The sequence below is a fragment of the Nocardia sp. IBHARD005 genome, from assembly GCF_052814245.1.
The window spans coordinates 6,228,028-6,242,732 of record NZ_CP199935.1 but is presented as its reverse complement, the minus strand read 5'-3'; the positions used below and the strand labels follow the sequence as shown (position 1 = coordinate 6,242,732).

12 protein-coding genes are annotated in these 14,705 nt (G+C 67.9%); 6 read left to right on the top strand and 6 right to left on the bottom strand.

What is annotated here, in order from left to right; all coding sequences use genetic code 11:
* Positions 1 to 46 precede the first annotated feature (46 nt).
* The gene (locus tag ACTWPB_RS29265) at positions 47 to 811 is read left to right on the top strand and encodes a hypothetical protein (protein WP_446223665.1); all 765 of its coding nucleotides are present in this window, start codon (positions 47 to 49) and stop codon (positions 809 to 811) included.
* A 106-nt stretch (positions 812 to 917) separates the two neighbouring features.
* Here ACTWPB_RS29265 and ACTWPB_RS29260 read toward each other — a convergent pair whose 3' ends face one another.
* The 6 genes from ACTWPB_RS29260 to ACTWPB_RS29235 all read right to left on the bottom strand — a co-directional run bounded on the left by ACTWPB_RS29260 (position 918) and on the right by ACTWPB_RS29235 (position 6,882).
* Positions 918 to 1,592 (bottom strand): ribonuclease H family protein, encoded by a 675-nt coding sequence (locus ACTWPB_RS29260; RefSeq protein ID WP_446223664.1) that lies wholly within the window; start codon positions 1,590 to 1,592, stop codon positions 918 to 920.
* A 10-nt stretch (positions 1,593 to 1,602) separates the two neighbouring features.
* Positions 1,603 to 2,076, bottom strand: coding sequence for an SRPBCC family protein (locus tag ACTWPB_RS29255; RefSeq protein WP_446223663.1), 474 nt, complete (start codon positions 2,074 to 2,076; stop codon positions 1,603 to 1,605).
* Positions 2,077 to 2,146: 70 nt separating this feature from the next.
* Positions 2,147 to 3,364 (bottom strand): L-2-hydroxyglutarate oxidase, encoded by a 1,218-nt coding sequence (gene lhgO, locus ACTWPB_RS29250; protein WP_446223662.1) that lies wholly within the window; start codon positions 3,362 to 3,364, stop codon positions 2,147 to 2,149.
* Positions 3,361 to 4,005 carry a hypothetical protein gene (locus ACTWPB_RS29245; RefSeq protein WP_446223661.1) on the bottom strand — a complete coding sequence of 215 codons (645 nt, stop codon included), beginning with the start codon at positions 4,003 to 4,005 and terminating at the stop codon, positions 3,361 to 3,363. Before ACTWPB_RS29245 ends, lhgO begins: the two co-directional genes overlap by 4 nt.
* Positions 4,006 to 4,626: 621 nt before the next feature.
* Positions 4,627 to 5,418, bottom strand: a complete 792-nt coding sequence (locus ACTWPB_RS29240; RefSeq protein ID WP_446223660.1) for a TIGR03084 family metal-binding protein — start codon at positions 5,416 to 5,418, stop codon at positions 4,627 to 4,629.
* Between the two features lie 108 nt (positions 5,419 to 5,526).
* A complete protein-coding gene (locus tag ACTWPB_RS29235) occupies positions 5,527 to 6,882 on the bottom strand; it encodes a hypothetical protein (protein WP_446223659.1) in 1,356 nt (451 codons plus the stop codon).
* 197 nt (positions 6,883 to 7,079) lie between these two features.
* Between ACTWPB_RS29235 and ACTWPB_RS29230 the strand changes: the two genes are divergently transcribed.
* From ACTWPB_RS29230 to ACTWPB_RS29210, 5 genes are all read left to right on the top strand, one after another.
* Positions 7,080 to 7,955 (top strand): 3-hydroxyacyl-CoA dehydrogenase family protein, encoded by an 876-nt coding sequence (locus ACTWPB_RS29230; RefSeq protein WP_446223658.1) that lies wholly within the window; start codon positions 7,080 to 7,082, stop codon positions 7,953 to 7,955.
* 16 nt (positions 7,956 to 7,971) lie between these two features.
* Positions 7,972 to 8,154, top strand: a complete 183-nt coding sequence (locus tag ACTWPB_RS29225) for a hypothetical protein (protein WP_446223657.1) — start codon at positions 7,972 to 7,974, stop codon at positions 8,152 to 8,154.
* A gap of 140 nt (positions 8,155 to 8,294) precedes the next feature.
* Positions 8,295 to 10,091: an HSP90 family protein gene (locus ACTWPB_RS29220; protein WP_446223656.1), complete on the top strand. Its 1,797-nt coding sequence runs from the start codon at positions 8,295 to 8,297 to the stop codon at positions 10,089 to 10,091.
* Positions 10,091 to 12,925: a hypothetical protein gene (locus tag ACTWPB_RS29215; RefSeq protein ID WP_446223655.1), complete on the top strand. Its 2,835-nt coding sequence runs from the start codon at positions 10,091 to 10,093 to the stop codon at positions 12,923 to 12,925. Before ACTWPB_RS29220 ends, ACTWPB_RS29215 begins: the two co-directional genes overlap by 1 nt.
* A 17-nt stretch (positions 12,926 to 12,942) precedes the next feature.
* Positions 12,943 to 14,691 carry a protein kinase domain-containing protein gene (locus tag ACTWPB_RS29210; RefSeq protein ID WP_446223654.1) on the top strand — a complete coding sequence of 583 codons (1,749 nt, stop codon included), beginning with the start codon at positions 12,943 to 12,945 and terminating at the stop codon, positions 14,689 to 14,691.
* The last annotated feature ends 14 nt before the right edge of the window (positions 14,692 to 14,705 follow it).

Below are 14,705 nucleotides of genomic sequence, written 5' to 3'. Positions count from 1 at the left end.
GGAAATCGGTGCGATATGTGCGCCGGGAAAGAGCAGGATTGATTCGATGACCAGCGACGATGCCCAGAGCAAGTCCGATGCTGCCGCGGCAGACAAGCCCGATCTGGCGAAGGCCGAGCCCACCGTCAAGGGTGCGGCGGCGACTCCCGAGCTCGATCAGCCCACTGTCAAGGCACAGACCGTGACCGAGGCGCCGGCTCCGGCCGCTGTCCCGAGCGCGACATCGAGCTCGACGGGCTGGATCGCCGCAGGTGTGGCCGGTGTGGTCGCAGTCGGCGCGATCACCGCGGGTGTGGTGTTCTTCCTGCAGAACAGCAACAAGGCCGACAAGCTCGACGCTATCGCCGAGTCCACCAAGGCCGCCTGCGATTACGGCGCCATCCTGGCCAACTACGACTACTCCAAGGATCTCGACGGCTACATCGAGTCGATGAAGGCGGGCGCCACCGGCGACTACCTCAAGGAGTTCAGCGACGCCAGCGACGCGCTCAAGGGCGCCATGGTGCAGGCCCAGGTCAAGTCGACCGGTGAAGACGTGCAGTGCGCGTACATCTCGGGCAGCACCGAAGACGTCAAGGCCATGGTCACCATGACCCAGTACCGCACCAACTTCACCCAGACCGAGCCCGACCGGATGATGTTCGCGATCGAGATGAGCCTCGAGCGTTCCGGCGACAAGTGGCTGGTCAGCAAGCTGGACTCGCCGCTGCTCAAGAACGGCAGCGGCAGCGCTGCCGGCGGTACGGCACCCGGTCAGGCGGTTCCGGCCCCTGCCCCGGCTCCCGCGCCCGCCCCGACACCGGGGAACTGAGCACCGGGAACAACTGAGCACCGGGAACTGAGCCAACCGAAACGCCGCGGGCAGCTTCATCGCCCGCGGCGTTTCGGTGTCCGGTCCCACTCCGGTCGCACCGCACCTAGAACAGGGTGAGAGTCCCTGCCACCGGCGCGTGCTCTGCGACCGACTTCCCTGTGGGGACCGTGTCTTTTGCGGCTGGCGCCGCGGGTTCTCGGCCCTGAGGCCTCGATTCTTCCCTCCCGACGGGCACTCCTTCGTCGCAGGAGTGACGGTCAGCCCCTACCTGGGACCCTCTGGTCAGTCCAGAATCAAGGCGGCCGAGAACCGGGTTCGGGGCGGCTGGCGCCGCGGGTACGAGCACTCCTTCGCGGACCGCTCGTGCCGCTTCGCCGGCTAACTTATCGGCTTGTTCGTTGAAGTAGTTGCCCACGTGACCGCGCACCCAGCGGAACCGCACCGGGCCTTCGCGGCCGGTGATGGCTCGGTCGATCTGCTTGATGATTTCCACGTTCTTCACCGCGCCGCCGGTGGAGGTGCGCCAGCCGTTGCGTCGCCAGCTGGTGATCCATTCCGAGGCGCATTTGATGGCGTACTGGGAGTCGCTCTCGATGAGCATCGGTTCGGTGCCGGGGTGGGCGAGGATGGCTTCCAGCACGCCGCGGAGTTCGGCGATCTGGTTGGTGCCGCTGGCCGCGCCGCCGCTGTCGGCGGGCCCGGAGTGATTCACCCATGCCCAGCCGATGGCACCACCGGGATTACGCAGGCAGGACCCGTCGGTGCTCACGATGATCATGACCGCCACCCTAGGCGATGCGGCCGACAAGATCGGTACCGTGGAATGCCTCTATCTCCCTTCGCAACCGCGATTCCGTTCGGCGCAGTGCCGATTTCGCGGCCGCGTCGACGAGGCCGTGGCACAGGCGGCCGAACATGCCGCGTGGTGGTGGATAGTCGGCTTCGGAGGTCAGCACCGACCGTTCGTAGCCGAGTGGATCGAAGCGCAGGGTAACGGTTCCGTATACCCGCCCACGCAGGGTATACCCGATCACGGCATTGCGCCGGTATTCGGTGATCTCCACCGATGATCGCAGCGGAATCACCCCGAACAACCGGACTGTTACCGCGAAGGCGGCGCCCAATCCCTGGTCCGGTTCGCCGAGCGGCGCCACGCCGGTGACGCCGAACATCCACCGCGGCCCGTGGCGGAAATCCTCGGCATAGGCGAAGGCGGCGTCGACCGGTGCGCCGACGTCACACGCAAACCTGATGTGGCCCATCGGCCCTCCCTGATCCGGATGGGTTCTCACCCACCGCGTACAGGAGCCAAAAGTACTACAAATCTCCTATTTATTTGGCGGAATTGAGTTGTTCGACCAGGTATTTCGCGATCGGCATCGCCGACGTGGCGGCCGGGGAGGGCGCGTTGAGCACGTGGATCGAGCGCGGCGTGCGTTCGATGAGAAAATCGTGCACCAGCGTCCCGTCGCGCAGCACCGCCTGTGCCCTGATTCCCGCGCGGTGCCCGAGCAGGTCGCCCGCGGTGAGTTCGGGGCAGTATTTGCGGCATTCGGCGAGGTAGCCGCGCTTGAACACCGAATTGCGGAGCTCGCGCACCCCGGTGGCGAAATGGTCGCGGGCCACCCGGCGCACGCCGGCGAAGCTCAGCACGTCGATGGCGTCGCGGCGGTTCACGCTGCCCTTGCGGTAACCCTCCCTCGACAGTGCGAGCACCGCGTTCGGGCCGACGGTGAGTTCACCGTCGATGGTGGGACTGAGGTGAACGCCGAGGAACGGCAGTGCGGGGTCGGGCACCGGATAGATCAGCGTGCGCACCAGATCCGACCGCTCGGCGGGGAGCCGGTAGTACTCGCCACGGAACGGCACGATGCGAAAGTCGGTGTTTATCCCAGCCTTTCGTGCCATCCGGTCGGCTTGCAAACCCGCGCAGACGATCAGCGTGCCCGCGGTGACCGAGCCGCTCGGGCCCGAAACCGTGACAGCTGAGACGTTTTCGGTGATCGCCTCGACAGCGGCGCCGAGCAGGATCTCCCCGCCCATCGCCTCGACCTGAGCGGCGAGCGCGGCGGTGATCTTCGTGTAATCGATGATGCCGGTGGCGGGCACGAACAGCGCTCCGACGCCGGCGATCCGGGGTTCGCGTCGCCGCAGCTCAGCCGCGTCGATCGCCTCGACCTCCACGCCGTTGGCGATCGAGCGCTCGTAGAGCGCGAGCATCCGCTCGAGCTCGGCGGAATCGGTGGCCACCAGCAACTTTCCGCATTCGCGGAACGGAATGTCGTTGGCCGCGGCGAATTCCTTCGTCCACTGCGCACCGGCCCGGCACAGCCGTGCCTTCAGGCTGTCCGGGGGGTAATAGATCCCGGAGTGGATGACGCCGCTGTTGTGCCCGGTCTGGTGCGTGCCGAGCGAGGCTTGTTTCTCGATGAGAACCAGGCTCGCGCCGGGATGCTCGGTCAGCAGCCGATGCGCGGTGGCCACGCCGACGATGCCGCCGCCGACCACGCAGAAGTCGTACGCACCGCTCGAGGTGCCGCGAGGAGTCACACGTCGACGGTAGTCGGCGGTTCCTCGGCTGGTGTCACGGTGCTCGCGGTCTCGGTGTCCGACGGTGTTCCCTCCACCCGCAGCGTGTGGCTGCCGAGGCCGGGGTCTGACAGCACGAACACCAATTCCCCACGGCGCGCGTTGAATTCGGTGTGCAGTGCGGTCACAGCGGCCGGATCCACGGTCAGGCCGAGGTATTTCGCCGCCACCGTCACGAGGTTCGTGTCGACGGTGAACGCCAAGCCTTCGTCGCGCGGCGGCGCCACCTGCGCGCCGACATAGGTGCCGCCGATCCCCACCCGTCCGGCCAGCGGCGAATCGTTCAGTCGCGCACCGACTCCGGACTGCAGCGCGGTGACCGGCGTGCGCGTGGCGGCGGGTACCGAGCGCTCGGTGGCCAGCGTGGGCCCGGCGGACATGGCCAGCTCGACGTCGTAGGCGCTTGATGCGGAGTCTTCGACCGGGAAGGACCGGTGGTGGCCGGGGTTCGGCGTCGCGACCGGGCTCGCGTACTCCCGCGCGGGCGGCGGCATGTGATTGACGATGTAGGCGCCCGCGGCGACGGTGAGGCAGAGGCTGGCGGCGCCGGAGCAGACGATCGCGGACAGGCGCACGATCTGAGCAGGTCGATGTGCGGTCACGATGCGGTTCCCTCCTGTGGCTGTGGGTATACCCGAGTTGAACGGGCCCGCATCGTTGAAAGCCACGTGCTGCCTCCAGGTTACGTGGTGGGCCGCACAGTAACCGCTCCACTGCCGTGAGATCAGAGCCACATCCGAAACGGTGCCGCATCACTCCTAGTCGGGGCGTGTTTTCGCATGGGCAAGTGTTTCTCACACCGTCCAACGGGTAACTGAATAGAGCAGGCGAGCGTCATTCACGACTGCCACGGCGGTCAACCCCGGCCAACGAAGTCCGGGGCAGTCGGCACGAATGGCGCTCAGGGAAGGGCGCTCGCCTGTGTTTATTGGCGCGCTGGCGCGCGCGTGTCCGCGGCCCCGAGGGGCCGCCGGTCAGCGCTCGAGACTAGCGCCTTCGGCGCAGCGCTTTCGAGCGCTGACCGGCGACCCGGCCGCGGACCGGCCACTTCGTGGCCGCCGCTCCCCAGGGGTCGCGGGTGCGGGGTGGGGAGTGCGGTCATGGCGGTCTCGAGGTGAGCGGTGTGGCTGGGGGTGCGGGGCGTGGGGGTCTTGGGGTGAGTGGTGTGGCTGGGGGTGCGGGGCGTGGCGGTCTCGAGGTGAGTGGTGTGGCTGGGGTGGGTCTCAGGCGAATTGGCCTGCGGTGCGGCCGGATCCGGGGGGGCCTGCGAAGGCTTGGGCGATGCCGAGCCAGTGGTGGGCGTCGGGGCCTTCGGTGATCAGGGCGGTGTCTTCTCGGTGGCGGCGTTGGGTGGCTACCAGGCAGAAGTCGATGGCGGGGCCGGTAACGCGTTGGGGGGCGGCTTCGGGGCCCCAGGTCCAGAGTGTGCCGTCGGGGGCGGTCAGTTCGACGCGGAATTCCTCGGCGGGGCCGGATTCGCCGTTGACCAGGTAGGCGTAGTTCCGCGCGCGGACGCTGATGTGGGCGACGGTGCGCAGGCGGGCCGTGGGGACGCGAGTTGCGCCGAGTGCGTCGGCGACGTCCTGGCCGTGGGCCCAGGTTTCCATGATGCGGGCCGAGATCATCGACGCGGCGCTCATCGGCGGGCCGAACCACGGCAGTTTGGTGCCTGCGGGGACGGCGGCCAGGGCGGCGATGAGCTGATCGCGGCCCGTGCGCCAGCGGACCAGCAGGTCGGCGGCCGGTGTCTGCGCGATTTCCTCGGCGCCTTCGTCGACAAGGGTGAATGCCCGTGACGCGGCCTCGGTGAGGAAGGCGGCGAAGGCCTCGGCGTCGGTCGCGGCGATCACCGATACCTCGTCGGTCCAGGTCAGGTGGGCGATCTGGGTGGCGATATCCCAGCGTGGCGCGGGTGTCGGTGTCTTCCACTGCTCGGGGGTCAGCGGTGCGACCAGATTTTCCAGATCCGCGCATTCGGCGGCGAAATCGTCGAGCAGCGCTGCGAGGTCAGCCATGGAGTTCCCTTGCCGATCATGGCGCGACCCGGTGCCGGTGCGCCGTCGTCACCAAGGGTCGCAGCGACCGTCAAAAAATGCAAGCACGCGTGCTTGTTATTTGAGAACCTACCAGCCGAAGGTCAGCAGGTGGAGTGCGCCGACACCGATACCCAGCGCCCCACCGTGCAGGTACAGCAGCCACGCATCCTGTTCGACCGACGCGTAGAACATCTCCATGAACTCGCCGGGCGTCAGCGTGCGCAGCTTGCGCGCCGCGAAGTCGTCGATCTTCTTCGCCTGTTCCAGCACGAACTGTTCGTCCTCGATCATCGTGCGCGCCGAGATCACCCCGGCGCCGACGCCCGACACAGCCAAATTCTCGAACTGCTTCTTCCCGAGCGCGGCCCGCACCATGAACGCGGTCGCGCCCAGCTGCTTGTGGATCTCCTCCGACACCACCCGTTCGAGGAGCTGGCGGGTCTTGTCCCCGTTCGGCCCTTCCAGGAGCTCGTTGGACAGGTTCTCCACGGTCAGCACCTGGTAGGCCAGGATGTGGGCGAGGTCGGTCGCGGCCTGGGGCTGGCGCTTGGCCAGCAGTGCCTGGCGCCACAGGTACTTGTAGCGCGGCTGCGGGTCGCCGGGTTCGAACACCATCTTGATCGCGATGACGTTCACCGTCACACCGATCATCGCCGAGGAGAACAGCACGATCACCCAGGCCGGAATCGCACCGAAGTAGGGAATCTGCGAGTGCACGTGCAGGTACAGCGCCAGGATCAGGCCGAACGGCGCACCGAGCAGACCGATCCGCGCCATGAACTTGAGCTCGGGTGCGGCGATGGTGGTGGTCAGGTCCTTGAGGATGGCCGGGTTCTTCTCCAGGTACCGGATCACGAAGTTCTTCACGTCGAGCAGCTGGTCGATATTGTCGCCAAGGCTCTCGAACGCGCGCCGGCACAGCGCGGGCAGGTTCCGGTCCACCCGCTGGTAGATGGCCTGTTTCACCTGCCGGGGCAGCGAGCGCCACAGGTCGGGGTTTTCCCGGTACATGATCTCGTCGACGATCGGCTGCACCTGGTCGCGCGCCCGGTCGGCGAGGTAGTCGCCGATCCCGTCGAGGTCGAGTTCGTGGATGAAGTCGCGCGGGCTGCCGATCCGCAACAATGCCGAGTCCACGCAGATGCTCGCCATCTTCTCCGCGCGGGCCGGGATGAAGCCCTGGAAGCCGAGCATGCGCCCGTCACCGGAGAACGTCGGCAGCACCTGGACGCGCCGCGGTAGATAGGGGTACAGCACGTGCAGCAGCGGAACCCGGAAGCCCTTGAAGTACAGCGGCCAGAACAGCATCAGCACGCCGGTCCAGTTGGTGAGCCAGCCTGCGAGGGCGCTGAAGATCGGGAAACTGATCAGCTCGACGACGAACTTCGACTGCCCCGTGAGCTCTTCCCAGTCGATGAACAGTCCGGAGGCCAGTGTGGTCATCGAGTAGCCCCCTAGTGCTGACGCGCGAAAAACGTAGAACGTGAGGATAAGGCAACCACATTGTGGCCGGTCGTGACGGGGTGTCAACGCAAGTCGGGGCGTCGGGCGGCTTGGCGATCGGCCGTCGGCGCTACGCTGGCAAGGCTGTCGTGTGCGTCACCGAATTCTTCCCCGTCGCCTGTGCAAAGGGAGTCGCTGTGAGCATTGTCCCGAAGAATCATTTCGAGCGTCCGGTCGCGGTGATCGGCGGTGGCACGTTGGGCAGACGGATCGCGCTGATGTTCGCCACCAGGGGTGGCGAGGTCCGCATCATCGATCCCAACGGCGAGGTCGGCAACGCGGCCGTGGCCTTCGTGGAGAATCAGCTGCCCGACGTGGCGGCGACGGTGCCGAACGGCAAGTCGGGCACCGCCGAGTACGTGCCCGACCAGGCCATCGGCGTGAAGGGCGCGTGGCTGGTGGTCGAGGCGGTTCCGGAGGTCCTCGATCTGAAGAAGAAGGTCTTCGCCCAGCTCGACGACGACACCGATGCCGATGCGATCGTCGCCTCGAACTCGTCGTCGTACGCGAGCCGGTTGTTCACCGAGGGCCTGAGAACCAGCGACCGGATGCTCAACACCCACTTCTACCTGCCGCCGCAGTCGACGGTGCTCGACGTGATGTCGGACGGCAACACATCCAAGGAAACCCTCGACTTCGTCCTGGAGACCTTCCCGGAGTACGGCCTGCACCCGTTCCTGGTGCGTAAGGAGTCGACCGGCTTCATCCTCAACCGCATCTGGGCCGCCATCAAGCGCGAGTCGCTCGAGGTGGTCTACGAAGGTGTGTCGACACCGTCCGATGTCGATGAGATGTTCTCGCGGAATTTCGGCACCGAGGCGGGTCCGTTCCGGATGATGGACCAGGTGGGTCTGGATGTGGTGCTCGACATCGAGCAGCACTCCGGGCAGGAGAACCCGAACCTGCCGAAGGGCCCGGTCGAGCTGCTGAAGAAATATGTCGGCGCAGGCAAGCTCGGGGTGAAGACCGGCGCGGGATTCTATGACGACTACCCGAAGCCGAATCAGGGCTGAGCCCGCGACAGAAATAGTGGCATCGGATCTCGAAGCCGGTGTGATGCACGCTGTTTCGCTCGACGGCAAGCAGGTCCGCACCGTGGTCGGCGGCCTCGACCGGTGTCCCGACGGCGGCGTTGTCGACAAGCTGAGTGGCCATATCTATTGGACCGATATGGGCAGTGCGATCAATACCCTGGTCCATCACCAATCCTGATCAGCGGTCTCCGTGTGCTCGGAGTTGAGCGCCGAGAACCGCGGCGCCAGCGGCAAATGAGCAGACAGAACCGCGGCGCCGGCCGCAAATATTAGAGCTACAGTGACCCAGCAGATGGTCAGCGTTTTGGGAGGGAACTGGTGGAGCAGGTATTCCAGGTCGACTTACGCGGCATCGTCGATCTGTTGAGCCATCACCTGTACGGCAGTCCACGGGTCTACGTCCGCGAGTTGCTGCAGAACGCGGTCGACGCCATCACCGCCCGCCGGGCCATCGACCCGCTGGCTCGCGCGCAGGTGCGGATCGAGACGCCCGCGAGCACCGGTGACGGCACGATCCGCGTCCACGACAGCGGTGTCGGCCTGACCGAGGCCGAGGTGCACACCTTCCTCGCCACGATCGGCCGCAGTGGTAAGCGCGACGACCTCGGTTTCGCCCGGCACGAGTTCCTCGGGCAGTTCGGTATCGGCCTGCTGTCGTGCTTCCTGGTCGCCGACGAGGCCCAGGTTCTCACCCGATCGGCGCGCGGCGGCCCGACGGTGCGCTGGACCGGTTTCGCCGATGGCCGCTACCGCGTGGAGCCTGCCGCACAGGAACGTGACGAACCGGGCACCACCGTGATCCTCGCGCCCCGCCGCGGCGCCGGGCAGTGGCTCACCCCGACGACCGTGGTCGAGCTGGCGCGGCTGTTCGGTAGCCTGCTGCCTTTCGAGGTCACCGTCGATGGCCGTTCGATCACCGAGCCCGAAGTGCCTTGGCGCGCAACCTATCCCACTCCTTCGGACCGCACGAATGCGCTTGCCGGGTACGCCGAGGACACCTTCGGTTTCACCCCGTTCGCCACCTTCGATCTCGCCTGCGCCGAATCCGGTGTCACCGGTGTGGCTTTCGTGCTCCCGCAACCGGTCAACCCCGCGGCCAGGGCGGGGCACCGTGTCTACCTCAAGCGAATGCTGCTGGCGGAGAGCGTCACCGGGCTGCTGCCCGACTGGGCGTTCTTCGTCCGCTGCGTGGTCGACACCACCGAATTGCGCCCCACCGCGAGCCGCGAGGCCCTCTACGAGGACGACCTGCTGGAGAGCACAAGGGCAGCGCTCGGCAACCGGATCAGGGACTGGCTGGTGGAATTGTCCACCTCGGATCCGGCCGCGCTGCACCGTTTCCTGCGCGTTCATGATCTCGGCGTGAAGGCCCTCGCCCTGCACGACGACGACATGCTGCGCTTGGTCGACCGCTGGCTGCCGGTGGAGACCAACGCGGGCCAGATCCCGCTCGCCGAATTCCGCCGCCGCTTCGGCGCTGTCCGCTACACCCCGTCGGTGGAGGAATTCCGCCAGCTCGCCGCGGTGGCGAGCGCCGCGGGCATCGGCCTGGTGAACGGCGGCTACTCCTATATCACCGACATTCTCGAGCGGCTGCCCGCGATCGATCCCGAAATCCGCGTGCTCCGTTTGGATTCCGCCGAACTGGCCACTCATTTCGACCTCGTCGATCCGGCCACCGAGCTCGCGCTCCGTCCCTTCCTGACCACCGCCCAGCGCGTGCTCGACCGCCTGGAATGCGAAGTCGTGCTGCGCACTTTCGATCCGCCGTCGCTGGCCGCGCTGTATCTGCTCGACCGCGACGCCGGGCACCGCGCCGAACTGCGTGCCACCCGCGAAGTCGCCGACGAACTGTGGGCCGATGTACTCGGCGCCTTCGATACCGACCGGGCAGGCGACCGTCCGCAGCTGGTGCTCAACTACCGGAACCCGCTGGTACGCCGCATTACCGGGCTCGCCGATGCCCGCTTGGTGACGACGGCGGTCGAGGCCCTCTACAGCCAGGCGCTGCTGCTCGGTCAGCATCCGATGCGCCCGGTCGACACCGCGCTGCTGAACAAATCATTCGTCGGGTTGCTCGACTGGGCGGTTCACGATCCCCGGGGAGAGCTCTGATGCCGGCAGCCCCCAACACTCCCGACGACCTGCAAAGGCTGCTCTTCCAGGCATACGACATGCCCTACGGCGACGCCAAAGACGCACTGCTGGAACAGGTCCTGCGGCACGCCGAGGCCGGCGCGCACACCACGCTCGCGTTTCATGTTCGCATGGCGATGGTCGACGCGTACGGCCACGGGATGAGCCCGGCCAAGTTGTTCGTCCCGTTCGCCCGCTGCCTGGCCGACTACGATCGCGACCCCGGCGCCCATGAGTCGTGGGTGGCGCCCTCGCTGCGGTGGAAGTTCAAGACCGCGGTGGGCGCGATGACGAAATTCCCCGAGGTGCCAAGGGATCGGGCGCTGGCCGCCCTCGATCAGATGGAACGGCGCTACCGGGTCGAGGGTCAGAGCCTGAACGCGGTCTACGGCCGCAGACACCGCGTGGCCGAACATGTCGGCGATCTCGCCGCGGCGGCCCAGTGGTACGAAAGATGGTGCACCACACCGCGCGACGAGAATTCCGACTGCGAGGGCTGCGACCCGACCAACCGCGTCGCCTGGCTCGCGAGCCAGGGCCGCGACGCCGAAGCCGTCGAGCTGGCCGCCCCGGTCCTCGCTGGTGAACTCGGCTGTTCCGAGCAACCACAGCTGATCCTGACCGAACTGCTGCTGCCCTACCTGCGCACCGGACAACTCGACCAGGCGCGCACCGCGCATCGCCGCTCCTACCGCCTGCTGCGCACCAAACCCCAGGACCTCGCCGCGATCGGCGACCACCTCGAGTTCTGCGCGCTGTCCGGCAATCAGGTGCGTGGCCTGGAACTGCTCGATCGCCACTTCTGCTGGCTCGACCGCGCGCCGAGCCCGAAAGACGCGCTCACCTTCCTCGCCTCCGCGGCCCTGCTGCTGCGCACGCTCGTCGACACCGGCCACGGCGACACCACGCTGCGCCGCCCGGCCTTTGCCGACCGCCCGGCTGTCGAATCGACCGCGCGCGCGATGCACGTCGAGCTGACCGGCGAAGCACTCGCCATCGCCGCCCGCTTCGACCGCCGCAACGGCACCGATCACCAGACCGCGTTGGTCAACGCGAAGCTGGCGAGCACGCCGATCGTGGACTACCTGCCGTTGTCCGCGGCCACCGCGCACCGGATGCCGGTCGAGCCGGGCCCGGCGGCGGCGGCCGTCGAGATCCCCGAGCTCACCACCATCGAACTGATCGAACGCGCCGAGCGGGCGAACACCCACCACGCCCTCGCCGAGCTGCGGGCGCTGGCACAGCGACTGGCGGCCGAACCGGAGCCGACTGATCCGGGTCTCGCGGGTCGACGCGCCTCCGTCATGGCAGGCGGATCGTTGCAGACAACGGATCGAGCCCGCGCCGAATCGCTTTTGCGCCAAGCCGCAGAGTATTTCGCCACGGCGGGCGAGCAAGATCGCCGCCAGTCCGATCTGGGTCGTCTCGGTCTTCTGCTCAGTAGGTACGGTGACGCGACGGAAGCTGTTGTACTGCTGCGAGATTCACTATCGCACCTGGCGAGCTCGCCCGATCCGCACACGAGAGCCACGGCGGCGCTACGCCTTTCCGGCGGCCTGCTCGCACTGTTCGATCGGGGCGAGCTGGCGGGCGAGGACGCCGCCGAGCTGCCGGCATTGCTCGACCGGGCAGCGGTCGACGCCGCAGGCGCGGCCGACGACAGCCTGCTCGGGGATGTCGCCCGGCATCGAATGTATCTGCACCAGAACAACGCTGAACTCGCCGAGGCAGCGGCGGCCGGACAGGCGGCGGTCGCGGCGTATCGCCGGGCCGGTCGTGGGTGGCGGGTTGCCGATGCGGCCCAGTACCTTTCCGGAATTCTCAGCGACGCAGGCGATTCGGACGCGGCACTGGTGATGATCGACGAGGCGGTGCGGCTGGTCGATGCCGACCTTCCCGACAGCTTGCGGCTGGTCGTGCACGCGCGGCGCGGCGCCCTGCTCATCCACCTGGCCAGGCCGGCGGAAGCGGTCAGCGAGCTGCTGACCGCGATCGCGATCGGCACCGCGGCGGGCAATGCGCAAGTGCCGTACGTGCAGTGGGATCTGGCGCTCGCCTACCGCGCCATCGGCCAATTCCTCGACGCCGCCGACCAGGCCGAGGAGAGCATCGCCGGGCTGGAGCGCGCCGGGGCCGACGAGCAAGCCCGGACCTGCCGCTTCCTGCTGGTCGGCCTGCATCGCGAGCTCGACGAGGACGAAGCAGCACTCGTCGTCCTCGACGAGATCATCGAAGCCGACCGCGCCACCGGCAATCTCGTCGGCGAGTCCTATGCGCTCGTCGAGACCGCCGATCTGCTCGACACCCTCGATCGCGATGCCGAGGCCGCCGAGCGCTACGTGCTGGCCGCCGAGACCGCCGGGAAACACGGCGACCCGATCCGCGTCGCCTACTGCCGCTACAGCGCCGCGCTGTCGCTGCACTGGACCGGCGACTGCGCCGCCGCGGTCGCGGCCGTCTCGGCCGCCGACGAAGCGATCACGCAGCTCGCCACCACGGACCCGGACCCCGAACTGCTCACCTGGCACACAGCCAGGCACAACCACAACGCCGCGCGAATCCTGCGCCGTGCGCAGCGCCGGGCCGACGCCCTCCCGCGCGCCGACGCCGCCGCCTGCGGCTTCCGCGCCATCGATGCCACCGACCAGGCCATCCGCGCCGACTACGAGCGCGCCGTACTCCTGATCGAGCTGAACCGCCCCACCGAAGCCGAGAAGATCCTCGCCGAGGCCGTCGCCGAACTGGCCGACGAGCACGCGGCCAGACCGATGCTGTCGGAATTACTGGCCGAAACCCGAGCTCAGCTCACCTGATCCGAAGGAACCACCCGATGCAACCGCTCGACCCGAACGATCCTCGGCGGATCGGCGACTACCGGCTGCTGGGTGTCCTCGGTGCCGGGGGCATGGGCAAGGTGTATCTGGGCCGGAATCCGGGTGGGCGCACCGTGGCGGTGAAGGTGATCCGCCCTGATCTGATCGATCCTGAGTTTCGCGCGAGGTTCCGCCGGGAGGTCGCGGCCGCCCAGCGCGTCGGCGGTGCCTTCACCGCACCGGTTCTCGACGCCGATGTCGATGCCGAGGCGCCGTGGCTGGCCACCGGTTACGTCGCCGGGATCTCGTTGACGGACGCGGTGACCCAGTTCGGACCGTTCGGCGAGCCCGCGCTGTCGGCATTGGCGCACGGGCTCGCCGAAGCGCTCGTCGCGGTGCACGCGGCGGGGATCGTGCATCGCGACCTGAAACCGTCGAACGTGATGCTCGCGATCGACGGACCCAAGGTGATCGATTTCGGCATCGCCCGAGTGATCGCGGATTCCGCGCTCACTACCACCGGAAAGTTCCTCGGCTCACCGGGTTTCATGTGTCCCGAGCAGGTGAGCGGCGAAACCCTCAGTCCCGCATGCGATGTCTTCGCCCTCGGCGGCGTCCTCACCTTCGCCGCCGCGGGCCACGGCCCCTTCGGCACGGCCGAGGTCATGCAGATGCTCTGGCGCATCGTCTACGAGGAACCCCGCATCGAGGCCCTACCCCCGGCCCTGCGACCGCTCGTCTCCTCCTGCCTGGCCAAGGACCCCGCCGCCAGACCGACACCACAGCAAGTCATTTCGGAACTGGCGAGCATCGGTGCCTCCGATCGCGCCGGTTGGCTACCACCACAAGTAGTCGCGCACATCAGTACCGGTGCTGTCCGTCTTCTCGACCTGGATTCCGGCCTCGCCGACCCGCCCGGTGCGTCGTATCCCGACGCCGCCGCGACCTCCGCACCAGGCTGGTCGACGGCTATCTCGGCACCGAACCTGCCTACCTCGAGCCCGACCCACACCGCTCAGACCGGCTCGTCGAGGCCGAACTGGCCGACCGCGACCAGTGGATCGGCGCCGGCTCCCGAGAGACAGTCCGGTGGATTCATCTCCGGTCCCACCGAGGCACCCCGGCGAGGTGCCACCCACCCGGGACAGAATTCCGCCGCGATGGGCAGCGTGTACTCCCCGCCGCCCTTTGTGGTCGCGCACAAGCCCCCCGACGCGTTCACCGGCCGCCCGCGGCCCGCCACCGCATCGCGGCGCACCCGCACCCTCCTGATCGCCGCATCCGCGACGGTCGCGGTGGCGGTGGCCGGCGGTGCCTACCTCATCGGCACCCAACTGGGCACGGAATCCTCTGCGACGAGCACTCTCGCCGGAACCAGCACGTCCACCGGCCCCGACGACTCGACCACCGTCGCTCCGTCCAGCGCGACCGTCCCGTCGGAGTTCGTTGGCACGTGGAAGGGCCGCGCCAACGACGGCCCGGTCCAGTTCGACATCGAGCTCACCATCACCCCCGGTGCCGTCGGTCAGGAACTCGCCACTTCCGCCAACACCGGCGCCATCCGACGCGACCGCTGCGACCGTGCGGAAACCCTCACCGAGGCGACCGCCAACAGCCTCACCTTCCGCGCCAGGCTCACCGCCGGTAGCGGATGCTTCGACCAGGGCGCCACCTCGACGGTCACCCTGCAACTCGACGGCACTCTGGCCTACCGAACCCCTGGTGTCCTCGGTGGCACCATCGCCGGTTCCCTGCGCAAAGGCTGACATGCCCTCCGGTC